The organism is Candidatus Omnitrophota bacterium, assembly GCA_028712255.1.
Lineage (GTDB): Bacteria > Omnitrophota > Gorgyraeia > Gygaellales > Profunditerraquicolaceae > UBA6249.
In genome coordinates this window covers 1-18152 of the sequence record JAQTQJ010000008.1, presented here as the reverse complement: position 1 = coordinate 18152, position 18152 = coordinate 1, and the positions used below count along the sequence as shown (strand labels likewise).

Here is an 18152-nt window from a genome sequence, read left to right as displayed (position 1 = left end):
ATAATTACCCCACTAACATCAGTTTCTCATACTCCGGGAATCTCTGAAGAAGCTTTGCCTTTAATAATTGGTGCGAACGATCCTCTAACCGAGAATCTTGTTTAAGTAAAGCAATAGCTTCGTCTCTGGCCGCTTTAAGCAGCTGCATTTGCGTCAGGGGATTAGCAATCTTTAACTCAGCCAAGCCATGTTGCCTACTGCCAAAAAATTCACCTGGCCCCCTAATCTTTAAATCCTCTTCTGAAATACGAAAACCATCCCCTGAAGCTACCATTGCTTGCATGCGGGCAGCTGCCTCCTGGCTTTGGGCGTCGGAAATTAACATACAAAATGACTGTAACTTTCCTCTACCTATTCTACCACGCAACTGATGCAGTTGGCTTAAGCCAAAACGTTCCGCAAAATCAATAATCATACAGGTAGCATTGGCAATGTCAATACCTACTTCTAAAATAGTGGTTGAGACCAAAAGATCCAGCTCCCTATTTTTAAACTTAAGCATGATTTCATCCTGCTCTTTTGTTTTTAGTTGGCCATGGATTAGCCCGAGTTTGAAATCTTTAAATTCTTTTGATTTAAGTTCTGCAAACATTTTCTTGGCTCCGGCAATATCCAAAGCATAGGATTCTTCAATTACCGGATATATTACATAAGCCTGTCGGCCGTATTTTAGCTCCTCCTTAACAATAGCGTAAGCTTTTTGAATGTTTTTCTGCTCAAAATGCATTGTTTTGATCGGGATTCTGCCGGCAGGAAGTTCATTAATTACAGAAATATCCAAATCACCATAAAGAGTAATCGCCAGAGTGCGCGGAATCGGGGTTGCGGTCATAATCAAAACATCTGGATTATTTCCTTTCTTAGGCAAAAGCGCTCTTTGGCCTACGCCAAATTTGTGCTGCTCATCAATAACTATGAAACTCAAATTCTTAAAAATTAATTCTTCCTGCAGCAAGGCATGTGTGCCAATAATCAAATCAATCCTTCCCTCTTTTAAATCCCGATATATTTTTTCCTTCTGCTTATCCTGCCCAACTAATAAACCTACCTTTAAATTTCGGCCGGAAAAATTTAACTTGGCTAGCTGCAAAGATATTTTTTCATAATGCTGGCGAGCCAGTATCTCTGTGGGCGCCATAAATGCTGCCTGATAACCGCTTTGAATGGCAATTAAACAAGCTAAAGTAGCCACTACAGTTTTGCCTGACCCTACGTCTCCTTGCAGGAGCCGTTGCATGGCTTGGGATACTGCCATATCCGCTTTTATTTCCGTCAAGGCCTTAGCTTGAGCACTGGTCAACTTAAAAGGCAGATTAAAAATAAAATCTTCGTTCAATTTACCTTCGACAATGTGAGGGATGCCTTTTTTCTCTTTACGGCTTAGCTTTCTTAAAACAAGCGGTAGCTGGAAAATAAAAAACTCTTCGAAACTTAAACGCCTGTGCGCCTGCTTCTGCAAATCCAGATCTTTCGGGAAATGGATATTTAGCAGACTCTCTGCCAGATTAATTAAATTGTTACGAGAACGTAAATCAAAAGGTAAAGCATCATTAACTTTCGGCAGAAACTCCTCAAGGGTACTCTTGATTAAATAGCGCATACTGCGCTGACTAAAACCCTGCGGCAAAGTATAAACCGGAACAATCCTACCTGCATTTAAAGAATCTTCCTGACTGTCAATAAATTCAAATTCCGGGTTGCTCATCTGCAACTTGGCATTATACCGCTGGACTTTTCCATAAAGAATCATCGACGCACCGGGCAAAAGATACGATTTAAGATATGGCTGATTAAACCAAACACAAGAGATTTTCCCAGTATTGTCCCCAAGCACTGCTTCGGTAATACTAAATGAACGCCTGCGCCAGGAATTATGCTGGCCTGCAGCCAAAACCTGAGCTTTTATGGTATAAATTTGGCCATCTTTAAGCTTAGAAATGCTGGCAAAATTTGTACGGTCTTCATAGCGGCGCGGAAAATAATATAACAGATCCTCAATACTCTCTATACCGCGGGTAAGAAAGCTTTTGGCGCGTTTTGGCCCGACGCCTTTAAGATATTGAATTGAGGTGTTTTGCATAAGATTATTATACTATATAAAATCAGGGACCGTTTCTATTTTTTACTATTTTAAAAATATAAAAAAATAGAAACGGTCCCAATATATTTTTGGATGGGACTTGAAATTTAGATATTTATATGGCATACTTCATTTAGAAGGTGAGAGAAACGCACATAACAGGAGGCTAGTAAGGATAGCGAAAGCTATTAGGCCTATCACCTACAAAAAACCCCGGAAACAATCGGGGCTTTTTTGTTTTACTTTATTCTTTATTTAGTAAGAGGTTGAGACTCTTGAACAACTGGCTGCTCAATAACTTTATTGATTTGTACATTGGCTTCACTGGTTATTTTTTTTACGGTATCCAGTTGTGCTTTAACACTGCTTAGCTCATCTTCCTTTACCTCTATTTCTTGAGTAAGCTTGGCTATCTCAACATCCTTTTGCTCAATTACGCCATTTAATGTATCAACCTGTTTTTTCATTAATTTCACATATCCATAGCTTTGATAGGCAATACCAATAGTAACAACTAAAATTATTAACACAATTGCAATAACTACCAAATTTTTCTTTCCCATACTCCCTCCTTTGTATAAAAATTGATTATCCTCTTTATTTTTAAAATTGCAAGTAATTTAAGAGTCTTGGGCTTTTATTCTGAGCCAATATCCTCATTCCAAAGCTTCGAATTACCCTGAACAAAACTCCTCATAAGTCCAATACAAGTTTCATCCTGTAAAACTTCCAACTGCACTCCTCTTGCCTGCAAAAGCTTTTCTTGCCCCATAAATGTCTTATTTTCTCCAATAACCACGCGCGGGATCTGATAAAGAATTATCGCTCCCGAACACATAGCACAGGGAGAAAGCGTCGTGTATAGTATGCATTGTTTATATACAGCTAGTGGCAGGCGGCCGGCATTTTCTAAAGCATCCATTTCAGCATGCAAAATTACGCTATTTTTTTGAACGCGTCGGTTATGCCCACGGCCAATTATTTTACCAGCATAAACAAGAACCGACCCTACTGGGATACCACCTTCTTTTAACCCTGCCCTTGCTTGCTCTATAGCAACTTTTAAATATTCATTCATAAATTTATCCTATACGATAACAAACGCGACTATTTTAAAAATCTCTCCTCAAAAGTAGGGAGTTGCTTTTCGTAAAAGATGCCAGAGGCAATGGGATTGTCAGAATTGTAATCCCATTCTTTGATCTTATTTAAAGCAAGATTGAAATCTCCAGGATTATGGTCTTTCATTTCATAAACCCGCTTATCATAATATTCATACACATTATAATAAGTGAAACAAACCTGCAGGATGTCTACCAAAGAAAAACCTTTATGCAAGATTGCTTTTTTAATAAGATTTTTAAGTAAGTCAAGATGCCGGGAACTTGCCCGTGCCAAAAACGTTGCTCCACTGGCAAGCATTAATTCGAGCGGATTAAGAGGAGATTCTTTGGTCCCTGCGGGAGTAGAGCGTCCCTTAAAACCTAAAGGCGAAGTTGGAGTATATTGACCAGTAGTCAAGCCGTAGACACGATTATTATGGATTAACATAGTTATATCGATGTTACGCTTGGCGGCAAATATCAAATGCTCAATCCCCTCGCCATAGGAGTCTCCATCTCCGGAGAAAATAATCACCTTAACATTTGGATTGGCAAGCTTTATACCTTCTGCTGCCGGAACTGCTCTGCCATGAAGAGAATAAAAACTGTTCACATTTAAATAGTCAAGAATCTTGCCATGACAACCAATACCACACACCAGGACAAAATTCTCCATAGGTATACCTTCAGCGTTTAGCTCTGTCAAGGCCGCCTTTACGGCATTGAGTATCCCGAAATTACCACAACCAGGACACCAGGTATTCGCAGCATAAGTACCCAAATTTAGAGTGCTCATCGTATAGTTCCTTTTATTAACTCTTCCAGCTCATCCAAAGAAAAAGGACGCCCATCATATTTTAGAATATTCTGGTCCACATTAAAGCCGAATGTTTTAATCAAGCGCCCCAGCTGAGCCGTAGCATTATTCTCTATAGAAATTAACTTTTTCGTTCTTTCCAAAGCTTTTTGGAATTGTTTTATTGGAAATGGAGATAACACTAAAGGCTGGATAACTTTTAAACCCAGGTTGTTAGCCGCCTCAATACAAACCCCTTTATTCGACCCCCAGCAAAGCAGGCTAACATCAGAATTTTCATTTCCGTAAACTTTGACGGTTTCGATCTTATCAAGCTCCTGCGCTAAATATTTTTCCTTACGCAGACGTTTATTCTGCATCGATATAGTCAATTTAGGATCTTCAGTAGTTATACCATACTCATCATGTTCGTAACTGTTAACTTTAATAACCGCATCTTTAGCGAGAGCAAAAGCCAAAGGAGAAACTCCATTTTCTGTATCCTGATATCTTTTGTAAGGAGATTTTCCATCCCACGATAAGGACACCGCTTCTTTTATTTGAGATACAGAATTTATATCAAAATTAAAAAGCCCTTCTCCTAAATTTTTATCGGTAAGTATAATTGAAGGCACCTGATATTCCCAGCTCATATTCATGGCAGTAGCCGACCAGAAATATGCCTCCTCCGTATCTCCAGGAGCGACAACAAAACGCGTAAATTCTCCCTGGCCGGCACTTAAGACAAAATATAGATCGGTTTGCGCAGAATATGTAGGTAACCCGGTTGAAGGTCCCGGCCGCTGGCCGACGACAATTACAACAGGCAACTCGCTCATTCCCGCAAAACTTAAACCCTCAGTCATCAAACAAAATCCACCACCACTTGTGCCTACGGCAACTTTCTCTCCCATATAAGAAAACCCTAAGGCCATAAGGATTACTCCGATTTCGCTTTCCGGATGAAGAACCTTTAGGTGATGCTCAAGAGCAATTTCTGCCAGAAAATGTAAAATAGGAGATGTTGGAGTCATTGGATAAGATATATACGCCTTAAGCCCACCTTTAATTAAACCCAAGCCTACTGCTTGATTACCGGTAGACAAGGGAAGGATATTCTGCGATAAAGGTTCTATCTTTTTAAATTCCTTTGCTTCATCAAAACCACGGCGTGCAACCTTTAAATTAAGATCGGTCTCTTTGGTAAACTCTTTTCTAAAAATACTATCTAGGACATGCCAATTTACTCCGGAGGCTTTTACAAGCGCGCCGATTATGCAACTATTTAGCATTATCTCATTTGCATTCTCTTCTTTTATAATCTTTGATACAGAAATCCCCTGAAGCTGAGCATTGGCTGGCGCTCCCTCTATTTTAACCGTATCTGAATCATAGATAATCACACAATTATCATTAGCTCTATTTTTATGAAAGTTGAAGGTATCCTGATTTAGAGCAAGAATAAAATCTATTTTTTCTTTATGGGTGGCGATTCTTTCCTGTGAAAGGCGAACAATGGAAAAGCTATGACCTCCTCTGATAAGAGAAGGATAATCACGGTAGATATAGGTGCGATAACTAAGTTGATTAAAGATTGCCCCTATTACTGTGGCGGATTTATCAATGCCAAAACCTGCTTTGCCTCCAATAAGCACAGAAAAATCGTTCATACTAAGCTATCCCCAGCTCATTAATAATACCCGCCATAATAAAATCATTCTCGGTTAGGCCGCCGGCTACGTGCGTAGTCAGGGTAACTTTTAATTTATTATAAATTAAGGTCAGTGTAGGATGGTGCCCCTGGTCCTGGGCGATAGCTGATACAAGATCCAGAAAATATTTTGCTTCGATAAAATCTACAAATTTAAATTCTTTAACTATTTTTTTATCGTCTACTAATTCCCAACCGTGGGATTGAGCTAACATTGCTTCTATTTTATCTTTAGGTAATGGCAAAACTTTACCTTCACAAGGAATACATTTAGAAGGTAAAGCCGTCTTATTTAAAGGAAGTGTCGGTTTTTTAATTACAGTATCCAAGTTCTTCAGGACATCTTCATAATCAAGAGGATTAGTTAACTCCCCAACGATTTGAATATATCTAATGGCATCATTTTTATCTACAATAAAAACAGACCTGGCTAAAAGATTTAATTCCTTAATAAGCAAGCCGTAATTTATGCCGAAAGAAGAATATTTATAATCAGATAACACAATTTCGTTTTTGATTTCATTCATTGAACAAAATCGCTTCTGGGCAAAAGGTAAATCTTTACTGATTCCCAAAATTACTACTTCTGAAGATATTTGAGAGGCTCTTTTATTAAACTCTTTAACCTGTAAATCGCATACCGGCGTATCCAAAGATGGGAATGAAGCGATTATTTTTATTTTACCTGAAAAATCCGAATAATTAACCTCTTTTAAATCCTGTGAAATAACCATAAAATTCGGGGCGAAAGTTTCGGTTTTTAAAACCCTTCCCACTAAAGTTAGGGGTGAGTCTTTGAAAGTTATTGTTCTGGGCATTTGGCCTCCTAGAAAACAAGGGGCAGATCAAAAATTATCGATCTGCCCCTTAAAACTTATTTCTTTTTCTTCTTTGCTTTTTTCTTTGGTTTCTTTGGTCCGCATGATCCACAGCTCATAACCACCTCCTTGCCCACAAGGGCATACCCGCACAATTCTTCGCCACCAGGCGAACACTGACCCAATTCCTTTAAGGCCAGGTGCTATTAGCGCGGGGTACTATGTTATGATACGTTTATCCACAGACTCACATCTATTTTAATTCTACTATTTTTAATAATAAATAGCAAGAAATTTATCTTTATTATCAAATATATTTCTTAAAAGCCTCTGAAATAATTTCTTCCACCTCTATTTTAGTTTTTACACGCGAAGATTTCTCTCTTAAACGGCGCACCTTAACTAAACCCTTGGTATACCAGGTGTAAAATTTACGAAAGATTACCACTCCCTTTCTTTCTCCGTAAAAATCAACACAGGAGCCTAAATGTTCCAACATGACCCTAGCAATCTCGCTTTCCTTGGGCCGATTAATAATTTTACCATTCTCTAAATATTCTTTTATCTCTTTAAATATCCAAGGGTTACCCAAAGAACCCCGGGCAATCGCCAGGCCATCGCATCCAGTTTCATCCAACATTTTTTTAGCTAACAGTGCAGAAAAAACATCTCCACTGGCAATCAGTGGTATATACAAAGCTTTCTTAACTTCTCCAATTATTTTGTAATCTACTTGTCCGCTATAGCCCTGAGTTTTGGTGCGACCATGGATAAATAAGGCATCTGCTCCGCAATCCTGGGCAAGTAAAGCGATCTCTATGGCATTAACGGAATTCTTATCCCATCCCAAACGAATCTTCACGCTTACCGGAAGCCAGGAGTTCTTCACCACTAATTTTAACAATTTAGCGAATTTTTCAGGCTCGCGTAACAATCCTGAGCCTTCTCCTCTGCGCACAACTTTCTTTGCCGGGCATGCTGCGTTAAAATCTAAAATATCAAATTTGTAATTTCTTAGAATTTCCAAGGATTTTAAAATATACTGCTCTTCACATCCTAATATTTGCAGACCTAAAGGCTTATCTTTAGGCACAGTCGAAAGCATCTGCTTAGTTCTTTTGCTCTTAAAACTAACTGACCGACAATTAATCATTTCTACAAAAGTAAGCTCCGCGCCAAATTTACGACAAAGTAACCGATACGCTAAATCCGTAATTCCAGCCATCGGAGCTAAAATTAAATTAGATTCAAGTTTTAATTTACCAATTTTTAACATAATAATAAAGGGGACGGTTCTATTTTTCTTAATTGAAGAGAAGAAAAATAGAACCGTCCCCTTTTTTCAAAGTATATATTCAGATTTTTTAATTAATGGCTTATTCTTAATTTCATCAGTAATCACTTGCGGAATTCCGAGTTTGCCTAATTTATAATACATATAATTTTTATAGCCTTCTACACCCGGCTGGTCAAAGGCATTTACGTTTTCCAACTCACCTTCAAAAGCAGTAGCTAACTCAAAGAAAAATAACAAAGCACCCCAGTTATAGGCGTTAACTTCAGGCATGATAATCGTACAATTAGGGCGGTTCTGGCTAACTAAGGCCCACTCCGTTGCTTCCTGGGCCAACTTCATAAGCCCACTAAAACTCCTACCAGATAGAAAGTCAAATTTTACAGGAATTTTTAACTCTGCTTTAAATTTCTCCACCCGAATAAAAGTAACTACCTTATTATTATCACCCTCAACATTATTTTGCTGAATCGAATGCAAGTCATTGGTACCGGCAGCTGATATTGGCGTACGGCCATGGTTAAATAAATTTTCTTTATCGACTAGCCAGTTTTCTACCCCATCTTTACCCACTTCAATTTTACGGTGATATTTCTTGCCTAAGCTTTCTGCTAGAAGCTGCACATACCAATCAGCGGTAGATTTAAGTGTCTGAGAAAACGGCATCAGAATTGCCAGAGATTTTGCTTTTTTGCGATAAAGTACCGTATGCAACAAAGCATACATGTAGGCAGGATTTTTTAAGATATCCTCCTGGCTACATCTGGTGAACATATCTTTGGCTCCAGAGAATAACTCCGATATGTCTATGCCTACAATTGCCAAATGCAAGAGGCCCATATTAAACTCGGAATACCTGCCTCCGACCCCTTTTAAAAGCGGTAAAGATTGAAAACTTAAAGCATCTTTTTTTTGTTCCAGCTCCACTCTCTTACGCAAAGACCCTGATTCAGGATCGGTAATTGCCAAAACCTGCCTGCCGTATTTTGTCCCCACCGCTTTCTTAAGCCAGGCCTCAACCAAAATAAAAGCTACTTTGGTTTCAGTAGTCTCACCCGATTTAGAAATAACAACTACAAATGTTTTTTTTGGATTAAGATTCTTCAATATAGTAGCTAAAGTATCCGGATCAAGATTATTGCCTTCCAAATAAATACGCGGTGATTTTTTTCTTAAAGGTTTAAATTCATTATAATAAGGAGCACACAATGCATCCTGAGCTGCTTTTAGTCCAAGATATGAACCTCCAATTCCTAAAAAAAGTACATTTTCATATTTCTTAGAAATCTGGCGGGCTAGTTTTTTAATCCTATCGATATCTTCATTTTTTTGCTCAGGTAATTTTACCCATTCTAACTGTAATTTTACTCTTGCAGCCGGATCAGCAATAATTTTCTTTAAGTGCGCTGCTGCTTTTTGGGCACTTGGCATAATCTCATCAATATCCTGCTGGCTTACGCCATGTTCTCTGACACTAAAACTAAACAAATTATTAAAATCAAATTTTATCCCCATTTAAAACTCCTATTTATTTTTACCAGCCAATATTAAAATTAATTCTTTAGTATCAGGCCAACCTAAACAAGGATCGGTAATTGATTGCCCGAATACCTTTCCCGTAACCTCTTGTGAACCTTCTTTAAGATAACTTTCCACCATCAACCCCTTAACCATCTTTTTTAAATCTTTAGACTTATTCAAACTATTCATTACCTCTTCGGCAATCCTGGGTTGTTCACGGAATTTTTTATCGGAATTAGCATGATTTGTATCAACAATTATCACAGGATTGGCAAGATTGCGTTTTAAATAAAGTTGCGCAAAATTAATTAAATCTTCATAATGATAATTAGGAATGCTCTGGCCGTGATTGTTAATTGCCCCACGCAAAATACAATGCGCCAAAGGATTACCTTTAGTCTTAACCTCCCAACCGTTATAAATAAAAGTATGTTGAATTTGAGCAGCCTGTACAGAATTTAATAAAACATTTAAATCGCCGCTAGTCGGATTTTTCATACCTGCGGGAATATCCAAACCGCTTACCGTGAGGCGATGCTCCTGGTTTTCCACAGAACGGGCACCAATAGTTACATAACTTAAGACATCCTCTAAATAAGGATAGTTTCCCGGATATAGCATCTCATCAGCAGCAGTCAAGCCGGATTCGGCTAAAACTCTCAGATGCATACGCCGGATAGCGATAATCCCCTGAAAGATATTCGGCCCCTCTGAAGCTTTAGGCTGATGTAACATTCCTTTATAACCTTGACCAGTTGTACGCGGCTTGTTCGTATAGATACGCGGAATTAAAATCAACTTATCTTTAACCGTGTCTTGAAGTTGAGCAAGGCCTGCTACATATTCAGAGAGCGCCTCTTCATCATCAGCCGAACATGGGCCGATAATCAAAAGCAACCGGTTATCTTTGCCTTTTAAAACATTTATAATATCTTTGTCTCTATCCGCTTTTATTTTTTTTAATTTTGCGGATATAGGCATATCTTGCACAATCTGCGCCGGTGTCGGAATTTTCTGTAAATATGTAAAACCCATAATTTTATTGTAGAATAACCTTTACCGTGGTGCGTTGACCATCTTTCCAGGGCCAAAGCATGGCAAAGATACCATCTTTTCCTAAATTTTTATAATATAACGTCTGGCCAGGCATAATTCCTCCTAAACCATCAACTGTCTCTTTTACTTTAAATGTAAGCCTGTTTTTTGATGGATATACCGGTTCTCCCAGCAAATTCTTCAGTTGCAAATTGAGCTTATCCAGTTCCTGCTGGATAATAACCCCTTCGAAAAAATTATCACAATCAGTACGCAGTGTCTCAAAAGTAAGCGTCTTCAGATCCTTTCTAACGGCGTCAAATTCCATACATCTCCTTTTTTTTAATATTATACCCTGCATAAAAATTATTCACTTGAGTTTTAAAATTAAATAATCCTCAACAGATTAAGCCCGGTTTTAGAATCAATATCCTTAGTAGCGTTTACCCCTACTAACTCAAAAACTATTGCTTCAATAACCAGAAATACTTTTGAGGAGCCACGTATACAGCCAGTTAAGGCTTTATTCTTCTTACCCATACTGGAGTGGATATGAATTTGCGGCCCATTGAAATTCGTAAAAACCGTGCCAATCCCCATAACCTCCCAACCATCTTGAAAGTTAACTTTATTAGGCTCCGGTGGGATAACCGGTTTCTTCGGCCCGGTAACCAGCTGGCCATTTCTGAGGGCACCGATGAACATTACTGTGGCAGATTTGATATTTTCTTTTTTGATAAACGCACTCAACTCATCCAGCAAGATATCATTATTCTCAAATTTCAAAACAAAAACTTTTCCGATTGTGCCCTGGGTATATTGCATATTTTAAATCGAGAATGATTGATAATAATCGTTTATCGTTTTTAATGATTTAAGAGAAACTACAACTAACAGAAAGGTTAAAATAAGGATTACCGTAGTAATAATTATTTTTGCCTTTTTACTCAGATGAGGATTTACCCAAACCAAAGGCAACATAAATGGGCCAACACAGAGAAAAGATACAACCAACGACCAATTCTTAAAATACCATTTCGGGTTATCTTTATTATCCATGTTTATTTTCTCCTACGAGCTTTTGACTTTTTCACTCTAGCTTTATGCACGCTACACAACACATCGGCAATAGGAGCAATTTTGTCACCTTCATAAGGAAATTCCTTACAAGTTATCGGCTTAACAGCATAATCTACTTTATGGATCCGGCATAAACCATCAGGATCCAAAAAGACGCATTTTTCATCTTCAATACTAGTACCTACCTTGTATCCGGAAGGAAACTCTTTATCTATCTCCAAATGGAAAAAGTCGCCTTTAATCCCCAGCGACAATATCTTCTTAGCCTCCTCCAAATCAATCCAGGCTCCAAACCTACAACAATCTGATTGGTCTTTACATTTGAGACAATCTATAGCTACTTCTTTCCTCTTATTTTTTTTCATAGATATATTATACACTTTTTAAAATAAAACCCAAGTATAATTAAATGTGGAACGCGTCAAGCAAATGATGGAATAATGGGACCGTTTCTATTTTTTGTATATTTTGCCTTTAAAAAATAGAAACGGTCCCATTATTCAAAAAAAATAGCCTGACCTCTAGTTACAGAAACCAGGCTATTTCTCACCTTAGTTTTAGAGCTTTACTACGTTAGTAGCCTGCTCACCTTTAGGTCCTTTTTCGATGTTAAACTCAACATCCTGACCCTCAGCTAAAGATTTATAACCCTCACCCTGGATTGCGCTGTGATGAACGAATACATCGCTACCAGATTCAGGTGTGATAAACCCAAAACCTTTTTGGTCTGAAAACCACTTTACTTTTCCCTTTGCCATTATTTACTACCCCCTCTCCTCTTAATTTTTTAGTAAATAACGGCAGAAACAAAAAACCGCGAAGGTTAGTTTTCTAAACCTCGCGGCCTACAAACTTCTAATCCTTTATTCACTACTGCATAAGTTTAACACATTTTATGGATTTGTCCAGTAAAAAGATGTTTATTTTAGAACCTAAAATGCACGAAAATTCGGCCGAAATTCTTATCATCCTTCTCTATACGGTGATACAATTTCTTAATCTCCGGCTGTTCCAGAAAACGCAACACGCTTTTTTTCAGTTGTCCGCTTCCTTTACCCGGAATAATCTCGACCTCGGTAATCCTTTTTCTTACAGCCTCTTCGATTACCCTCTTGAGTTCAGAATCAATCCGCTTGCCATTGCTAAAAATATCATGTAAATCCAGCTTAATCTTACCCATTATTTCTTAATCACTTTAAAGGAATTAAAACTTTTATCACTCTTATACCCACCAAAACCAATTCTAACTAAAGACCAGGTATATACTTGATTAGCATCGAATAATCCGGACTTAACCTTAATTGAAGACGCGCTAAAGGGCAAATCTTTTTTAAAAACTAAATTCGAAGCATACATATTATACCCTTTATAAATCTTAAAAATATACCCGTTTGTCTGCTCAAAATCATTCCACCAACCAAACTCTAAAGGCTCATTTCCGGATAAAATAACCGTGTCATTGATAGGATATTTCAACCTTGGTTCAGGCGGAGTATTCTGAGGCCCATTATCTAAAACAAAACTCGACGATCCAGCTAAACTGGCCGCAGTAGAGGATAAGACCAGCATTAATATAAACACCACAACCTTGCCCATGCTTATATTTTACCTCACAAATAAAATATCCCAAGCTTTTTTTAAGATTTAAATAACTACGTAAAATAAAGAGGCCCCCTTCAATTCTTAGAAGGAGGCCTCTTTATCAATACTTTAAAAAATAGATTATTATTTCTGGTTTTCGATTGAGACTAAGCTCAGCTCATCCCCAACCTGCTTGGCAGTAATTGCTACTTGTAACTTGCTGTCAGCTTTATTAAGAAACTCCGCTACTTTAGCATTCGAATCTTTGTCAAATTTGCTAAGCTTTCCATCTGCAAAAATAGAGTATCCGGTCTCCATGCAAGCCGGCTTAAGAGCACACTCTTTAGTATGGGTCTTAACAAAATCCGCCAGAGTATCCTTATTCATACCCGCGCACATATTGTCGATAATATCCCCTTTTAACATCATTACATCAGAGGTTGTTGCAGCAGCAGAATTAGTTGCATCTGCGGCAAAAGCTAAAGAACTTACGCAACAAAGAGCAATAAGCATAAAAAGTATCTTCTTCATTTTTTCACCCCCTTTCAATTATTTAGTTAATTTAATCCGGAAAAGAAACAATAATGAAAATAATCATAGCAGGGTTTTTTCGGTTGTCAAGAGAAGAAAGGCAATTAACCCTTTATTTAACCAATAAACTAAAAATTCATCACTTACTTTTTGTAAACTTCAAATAAAATAAACTTTTCATTGCTTTTTTCTCCACCTAAGAAAAATTGCCTAATACCCCAAATATAGGCCCCGCCATCTTCAAACAGGCCAGAATCAATCTCTATCGAATATTCATTATTTTCAAGGCGCTTTTTAAAGACCAGATTCTTCTCGTTAATAACTTCTCCTTTATACAGATAAAATTCGATATAATCTAACTCTACAAGATTAGCTGTAGTTAAAGACCATTGAAATTTTAAGGTCTTTTTACCTGAAAGATCCATTACCTGATTATTAGGATAGTTTAATCTTGGTCCGGCAACAGACTTCAAAATTGCCTCAAGTCTACTTTCGCCTTTATCTTCATTTGAAAATACCTCTACGGGCATAAAAAAGGCTAGTGTTAAGGTAAACAATAAACAAAAAATATAGGCTTTATTTCTCATTTTAGTCAAAATCCCAAGCCCTGTTTAAAGAGCTTGGGATTTAAGGCAAACAGTACCAGCTTATTTTTTACACTTCATACAAAAATTATCATGGATGCATTTAACAATCGACTTAGCAAAAGCAAAAATGATTATCAACAACACGAGCTGACCAAACAATCCCCATGGAATCATTTTGTACCTCCTTGTTTGTCTACCTAGACAACACCCGCGCAATTCTTCGCCACAGGCGAACACTGGCCCAATTCCTATTAGGGCCAGGTGCTAATTAGCGCGGGGTATCTTTCCTTACATATTATACCTCAAGATCGATGTTTAAAAAATATATTTATAATAATAGTAAGCAACAAGCTGATAATTAAAGAGGTAGCCAGCGGAAAATAGAAATGAAACTTCTTTGTATGAATGACAATATCTCCAGGAAGCTTTCCCAAGTAGGGAATTTTCCCAGCTAACATAAAAAGTAATCCTAACAAGATCGTAACGACACCAAAAAACACAAGCATCTTGCCGATACTCTCAAGAGAAAACATCTAAACCACCTTTTATTTTATTCTTCAGATTGTCTCTTTTCAGGACTTACTTGGTTTTCTATTTAAGGGTTTTGAATCTGCCAAGAAATTAGTTTATCCTGAGTATCAAAATTGAGCAGGATTAACCCTCCCGTAGGATTACGGTAAATACAGGTTTCTCTGATGCCATCCTGTTTTAGAGGCGGCCTGCATAAAACCGGCTCTCCATAAATCTTCAAAATCTTAGATTTTTCTGTTAGCTCATTCAAACGGCCATTATCAATATCGGTTTTTAACTTGTTATATAAATTCTCCTGTTTATCCAATTCAGCCTTCATTGCTTTCTGGTTGGCTTCTAAATTCTTCATAAACCTGACTTCATCAAGATGAGTAAAGTATACACAGCCAGAAATAAAAATTGCAGCGAAACTTAAGAGAAATAAAGATAGGTAAAAAGTTTTATTTTTTTCCATTTTACTAATTATATCTCAACAACCCAAAAATCCCAAGCTCTTTTAAAGCTTAGGATCCAAGGCGTGCCCCCCTTCGGGACGTCACCATTTCAAAATTTGATTAAGGCAACGCTGATCTAATGCTATTGGATTGTTGCTTTTTAAGCTCAGTTATTTTCTTAAGCGCTGCTTCTTTTCGCGGATCATCAGATGAACAACGCCTTGCAAATAAGTCAAGCTGTAATATTGCTCTATCAAAATTTCCCTTATTTACATTAATATCAGATATAGTTAATAATTCATCTAGGGATACGTCTTCGTTGGGTGGCACTTTACTTAGACCTATACCGAAAAGGATAATCATTCCAATAAATACTAAAACTCCAAATCCGCTTCCAACTACTCCAAAACATTTAGATCGTTTTTCCTTATCTTCTAAAAAGAGCAGCCAATAAAACAAAAAACAAACCTACTAAGCACATTATGAAGAAAAGAAGTATCCCCGAACTTACTGGGTTCTCTGAAAAATTAATACTAATATTTTTGATACCTCCTATAAAACTTCCTATTATAAATATCGTTATATAATTTCTAACCCTAGCTTGGGCGGGAAAAATATTTGCAACAGACAAAATAAATCCTAGAATACTTGCTATCCCACTTATAATTGTGAAATATTGCATGATTTCTCCGGAATTCTGATGACACATTACTTAATTATTACTGATGAATTTTACCTTAAATATACCTCTTTATTCTTGAGAAATAAAGAGTTTTTCTTTAAAAGCGATCCGAACATAGTACTAAAGAGCGGACTGACGAGGCGCGTTTTGGCGGGGCGTCCGGAGACCGAGCGGGCAAGGTTGCCCACAATCAATGTCCCGGCAGAGCGAGGCCGAGGATCGAGTGCGATTTTTCACGCTGGGAAAAATCGCACGTCCCTGCCAAAACGCGCCTCGGCAGGCCGCGTCCCCTCCCCTTGTAAATAAAATTCCATAGTGCATACTTTAATTGGAAAGCGGGTATAATAAAGGTGTATATGATTAACCGCCCTTCCACGCAAGAGCTGGGGCTGTGCAGTTGGACAGTGAACCCCGACTCTTGTTCTTTTTTATATAAACCTTTAAGTATATAGCAAACAAAAAAGGCGTTGATTTCTCAACGCCTTCCTCGTAGCACAAATGCTACCTCTCTGACTCATTAAAAGTATAACTAATTAAATATAAATTGTCAATAAAAAAACGGGCGCGGTTAGCCTCTCTGACCTAACCGCACCCCTATTCGTTACCCCCTTGGCGGGATTCGAACCCGCGTCGTCCTCTGAGTCAGAAAGGAGCATTGTCCATTTATGCTACAAGGGGGACGAATGAAGGTTTAGCCTTCTGATACAATAGACGTAGCGGGTTTAATAATCTAACAAAAATTTTTTAAGAAAGATTGTAATGGGAAGCACCACCGACCTACTCTCAGTCGCTCCTCGCTACAAATAGCTCGTCGCTCCTTAGGAGGGGGCAAGCCCCCTCCTAACGCTTATACGCAATTATTGAACAGACGCTGTTCTCCCCCAAGCGCGGGGGAAATTTTCCCCCGCACCCCTTTGTGAGAGTAGGTCGATGCTCGAGACAAATAAAAAAAGAGCCAACTAAATTAATAGTTGGCTCTTTTTTTATTTAAAGGAGCACCGACCTACTCTCACATAGCCTTACGACTACACTACCATCGGCTCTGAGGGGCTTAACGGCCGTATTCGGAATGGGAACGGGTGTTTCCCCCTCGATAAAGGCACTCCAAGCTTATAACAAAAAACATCAACAACTACACACAGATTTTAGTGAGCATAAAAACTACTTATCCAAATAACCCAAGCGGAAAAAAAATTAAGGACAAGCCGATTGGCTGATTAGTACGTATTAGCTGAAACTCTTACGAGTCTTACACTTTACGCCTATCAAGGTCGTAGTCTACGACCAGCCTACAGAGTCTTGCGACTCAGGGATACTTAGTCTTGGGGGGGGCTTGGCACTTAGATGCTTTCAGCGCTTATCCCTTCCAGACATAGCTACCCGGCCTTTGCCCTTGGCAGGACAACCGGAAAACCATAGGTCTGTTTCTCTAGGTCCTCTCGTACTGAAGAGAACTCCCCTTCAAATATCCTAACGCCCACATCAGATAGAGACCGACAAAACTGTTACTCTTTGTTCGATTGAACAAAGGGGTTAACATTTCTGATAACCTCTGTATATCGCTATACAGTTCGGACTGTATCTTAATCCTTATTCTTGCGAACAGGACTTCCGGCGTACAGTCTCTGAAGATTCCAAGTGAGAAATTATATCTACTAATTTTTGTTTACGATATTTACCGCTGAAATTCATTGAATAAGCAATTTCTAATATCGTAATCAAACTATTCTTTCTTAAATGCCCGCCTTCCCTCATTAAACTAACGACTCGAGTGAATTTCTCGAAATCTTTTTGCTTAATTGAAATGAGCGGAGATTTCTTAAAGAATGGTATGACTTTATCGCGGAGATCATTAATATTACGCACCACATAAACTGAAGTCTGATCTTTTGGATTACCAGGATCATTAGGCTTAATATATCCACAGCCTAATTTTTCCTTAATTACCTTAAGAACTTCAGTCCTGTTTTGGTGCTGCGAAACATGGAATTCCGGAATTACCTGAATTCCTAATTTCACATTGTTGCTTTTTTGAATGGTTATTGAAAAGCAACCTTCTCCGTCGACAAAACCTGAGATATATGATGTTATCTCTCTTGGCCTTTCCTGCTGATTGTCTGCGTCCATATATTTTCACTCCAAGCGATATAGTAACATATAGAGACTAATCGTCAAGTAGTAATATGGCATGCTCAGAGTTTCCAGCAATTAGCCAGATTTAAAGACAGCAACGGTCAAAAGTTTACTGTCTCACGACGTTCTGAACCCAGCTCGCGTACCCTTTTAACCGGCGAACAGCCGGACCCTTGGGACCTTATACAGCCCCAGGATAGGATGAGCCGACATCGAGGTGCCAAACTGGACTGTC

The 18152-nt window shown here is 38.2% G+C and carries 22 protein-coding genes, 1 tRNA gene, 2 rRNA genes and 1 pseudogene; all 26 read right to left on the bottom strand.

Annotated features, from left to right (window positions below):
- Positions 1-4: 4 nt before the first annotated feature.
- Positions 5-2080: an ATP-dependent DNA helicase RecG gene (gene recG / locus PHC29_04820; protein ID MDD5108812.1), complete on the bottom strand. Its 2076-nt coding sequence runs from the start codon at positions 2078-2080 to the stop codon at positions 5-7.
- Positions 2081-2331: 251 nt separating this feature from the next.
- Positions 2332-2643 carry a hypothetical protein gene (locus PHC29_04815; protein ID MDD5108811.1) on the bottom strand — a complete coding sequence of 104 codons (312 nt, stop codon included), beginning with the start codon at positions 2641-2643 and terminating at the stop codon, positions 2332-2334.
- A gap of 74 nt (positions 2644-2717) precedes the next feature.
- Complete coding sequence (locus tag PHC29_04810; GenBank protein MDD5108810.1) at positions 2718-3158, bottom strand: nucleoside deaminase; 441 nt, start codon at positions 3156-3158, stop codon at positions 2718-2720.
- 29 nt (positions 3159-3187) lie between these two features.
- Positions 3188-3979, bottom strand: coding sequence for a thiamine pyrophosphate-dependent enzyme (locus PHC29_04805; GenBank protein MDD5108809.1), 792 nt, complete (start codon positions 3977-3979; stop codon positions 3188-3190).
- Positions 3976-5649, bottom strand: coding sequence for a 2-oxoacid:acceptor oxidoreductase subunit alpha (locus tag PHC29_04800; GenBank protein ID MDD5108808.1), 1674 nt, complete (start codon positions 5647-5649; stop codon positions 3976-3978). Before PHC29_04800 ends, PHC29_04805 begins: the two co-directional genes overlap by 4 nt.
- A gap of 1 nt (position 5650) precedes the next feature.
- On the bottom strand, positions 5651-5935 hold the full coding sequence (locus PHC29_04795; protein MDD5108807.1) for a 4a-hydroxytetrahydrobiopterin dehydratase: 285 nt from the start codon (positions 5933-5935) through the stop codon (positions 5651-5653).
- Between the two features lie 66 nt (positions 5936-6001).
- Positions 6002-6508 (bottom strand): annotated as a pseudogene (gene tpx / locus PHC29_04790) (thiol peroxidase).
- Positions 6509-6535: 27 nt separating this feature from the next.
- On the bottom strand, positions 6536-6685 hold the full coding sequence (locus PHC29_04785; protein MDD5108806.1) for a hypothetical protein: 150 nt from the start codon (positions 6683-6685) through the stop codon (positions 6536-6538).
- 130 nt (positions 6686-6815) lie between these two features.
- Positions 6816-7784 carry a tRNA dihydrouridine synthase DusB gene (dusB, locus tag PHC29_04780; GenBank protein MDD5108805.1) on the bottom strand — a complete coding sequence of 323 codons (969 nt, stop codon included), beginning with the start codon at positions 7782-7784 and terminating at the stop codon, positions 6816-6818.
- A gap of 66 nt (positions 7785-7850) precedes the next feature.
- Entirely contained in the window at positions 7851-9317 is a 1467-nt protein-coding gene (locus PHC29_04775) for a hypothetical protein (GenBank protein ID MDD5108804.1), read from the bottom strand.
- A 9-nt stretch (positions 9318-9326) separates the two neighbouring features.
- On the bottom strand, positions 9327-10358 hold the full coding sequence (locus PHC29_04770; protein ID MDD5108803.1) for a 3-deoxy-7-phosphoheptulonate synthase: 1032 nt from the start codon (positions 10356-10358) through the stop codon (positions 9327-9329).
- Between the two features lie 4 nt (positions 10359-10362).
- Positions 10363-10686, bottom strand: a complete 324-nt coding sequence (locus tag PHC29_04765; GenBank protein ID MDD5108802.1) for a hypothetical protein — start codon at positions 10684-10686, stop codon at positions 10363-10365.
- A 59-nt stretch (positions 10687-10745) separates the two neighbouring features.
- Positions 10746-11183, bottom strand: a complete 438-nt coding sequence (locus PHC29_04760) for a DUF296 domain-containing protein (GenBank protein MDD5108801.1) — start codon at positions 11181-11183, stop codon at positions 10746-10748.
- A gap of 3 nt (positions 11184-11186) precedes the next feature.
- Positions 11187-11417 (bottom strand): hypothetical protein, encoded by a 231-nt coding sequence (locus PHC29_04755; GenBank protein ID MDD5108800.1) that lies wholly within the window; start codon positions 11415-11417, stop codon positions 11187-11189.
- 2 nt (positions 11418-11419) lie between these two features.
- A complete protein-coding gene (locus PHC29_04750; GenBank protein MDD5108799.1) occupies positions 11420-11803 on the bottom strand; it encodes a YkgJ family cysteine cluster protein in 384 nt (127 codons plus the stop codon).
- A gap of 192 nt (positions 11804-11995) precedes the next feature.
- Complete coding sequence (locus tag PHC29_04745) at positions 11996-12196, bottom strand: cold-shock protein (GenBank protein ID MDD5108798.1); 201 nt, start codon at positions 12194-12196, stop codon at positions 11996-11998.
- A 167-nt stretch (positions 12197-12363) separates the two neighbouring features.
- On the bottom strand, positions 12364-12618 hold the full coding sequence (locus PHC29_04740) for a Smr/MutS family protein (GenBank protein ID MDD5108797.1): 255 nt from the start codon (positions 12616-12618) through the stop codon (positions 12364-12366).
- On the bottom strand, positions 12618-13034 hold the full coding sequence (locus PHC29_04735) for a hypothetical protein (GenBank protein MDD5108796.1): 417 nt from the start codon (positions 13032-13034) through the stop codon (positions 12618-12620). The genes PHC29_04740 and PHC29_04735 overlap by 1 nt, the downstream gene beginning before the upstream one ends.
- Before the next feature lie 129 nt (positions 13035-13163).
- On the bottom strand, positions 13164-13550 hold the full coding sequence (locus PHC29_04730) for a hypothetical protein (GenBank protein ID MDD5108795.1): 387 nt from the start codon (positions 13548-13550) through the stop codon (positions 13164-13166).
- A gap of 143 nt (positions 13551-13693) precedes the next feature.
- The gene (locus PHC29_04725) at positions 13694-14137 is read right to left on the bottom strand and encodes a hypothetical protein (GenBank protein MDD5108794.1); all 444 of its coding nucleotides are present in this window, start codon (positions 14135-14137) and stop codon (positions 13694-13696) included.
- 302 nt (positions 14138-14439) lie between these two features.
- Positions 14440-14670, bottom strand: coding sequence for a DUF2905 domain-containing protein (locus PHC29_04720; protein ID MDD5108793.1), 231 nt, complete (start codon positions 14668-14670; stop codon positions 14440-14442).
- A gap of 62 nt (positions 14671-14732) precedes the next feature.
- Entirely contained in the window at positions 14733-15122 is a 390-nt protein-coding gene (locus PHC29_04715) for a hypothetical protein (protein ID MDD5108792.1), read from the bottom strand.
- A gap of 100 nt (positions 15123-15222) precedes the next feature.
- Positions 15223-15561, bottom strand: a complete 339-nt coding sequence (locus PHC29_04710) for a hypothetical protein (GenBank protein ID MDD5108791.1) — start codon at positions 15559-15561, stop codon at positions 15223-15225.
- 827 nt (positions 15562-16388) lie between these two features.
- Positions 16389-16462, bottom strand: a tRNA-Val gene (locus PHC29_04705).
- Between the two features lie 312 nt (positions 16463-16774).
- Positions 16775-16891: ribosomal RNA gene (rrf, locus tag PHC29_04700) — 5S ribosomal RNA — on the bottom strand.
- Positions 16892-16980: 89 nt separating this feature from the next.
- Positions 16981-18152 (bottom strand): 23S ribosomal RNA (locus PHC29_04695); the annotation flags it as partial.

Coding starts and splice junctions, on each gene's coding strand:
- PHC29_04810 (MDD5108810.1), bottom strand. CDS start 3,158: ATGAATGAATATTTAAAAGTTGCTATAGAGCAAGCAAGGGCAGGGTTA.
- PHC29_04755 (MDD5108800.1), bottom strand. CDS start 11,417: ATGGATAATAAAGATAACCCGAAATGGTATTTTAAGAATTGGTCGTTG.
- PHC29_04760 (MDD5108801.1), bottom strand. CDS start 11,183: ATGCAATATACCCAGGGCACAATCGGAAAAGTTTTTGTTTTGAAATTT.
- PHC29_04745 (MDD5108798.1), bottom strand. CDS start 12,196: ATGGCAAAGGGAAAAGTAAAGTGGTTTTCAGACCAAAAAGGTTTTGGG.
- PHC29_04750 (MDD5108799.1), bottom strand. CDS start 11,803: ATGAAAAAAAATAAGAGGAAAGAAGTAGCTATAGATTGTCTCAAATGT.
- PHC29_04775 (MDD5108804.1), bottom strand. CDS start 9,317: ATGGGGATAAAATTTGATTTTAATAATTTGTTTAGTTTTAGTGTCAGA.
- PHC29_04730 (MDD5108795.1), bottom strand. CDS start 13,550: ATGAAGAAGATACTTTTTATGCTTATTGCTCTTTGTTGCGTAAGTTCT.
- PHC29_04800 (MDD5108808.1), bottom strand. CDS start 5,649: ATGAACGATTTTTCTGTGCTTATTGGAGGCAAAGCAGGTTTTGGCATT.
- PHC29_04740 (MDD5108797.1), bottom strand. CDS start 12,618: ATGGGTAAGATTAAGCTGGATTTACATGATATTTTTAGCAATGGCAAG.
- PHC29_04815 (MDD5108811.1), bottom strand. CDS start 2,643: ATGGGAAAGAAAAATTTGGTAGTTATTGCAATTGTGTTAATAATTTTA.
- PHC29_04715 (MDD5108792.1), bottom strand. CDS start 15,122: ATGGAAAAAAATAAAACTTTTTACCTATCTTTATTTCTCTTAAGTTTC.
- recG (MDD5108812.1), bottom strand. CDS start 2,080: ATGCAAAACACCTCAATTCAATATCTTAAAGGCGTCGGGCCAAAACGC.
- PHC29_04735 (MDD5108796.1), bottom strand. CDS start 13,034: ATGGGCAAGGTTGTGGTGTTTATATTAATGCTGGTCTTATCCTCTACT.
- dusB (MDD5108805.1), bottom strand. CDS start 7,784: ATGTTAAAAATTGGTAAATTAAAACTTGAATCTAATTTAATTTTAGCT.
- PHC29_04805 (MDD5108809.1), bottom strand. CDS start 3,979: ATGAGCACTCTAAATTTGGGTACTTATGCTGCGAATACCTGGTGTCCT.
- PHC29_04765 (MDD5108802.1), bottom strand. CDS start 10,686: ATGGAATTTGACGCCGTTAGAAAGGATCTGAAGACGCTTACTTTTGAG.
- PHC29_04770 (MDD5108803.1), bottom strand. CDS start 10,358: ATGGGTTTTACATATTTACAGAAAATTCCGACACCGGCGCAGATTGTG.
- PHC29_04720 (MDD5108793.1), bottom strand. CDS start 14,670: ATGTTTTCTCTTGAGAGTATCGGCAAGATGCTTGTGTTTTTTGGTGTC.
- PHC29_04725 (MDD5108794.1), bottom strand. CDS start 14,137: ATGAGAAATAAAGCCTATATTTTTTGTTTATTGTTTACCTTAACACTA.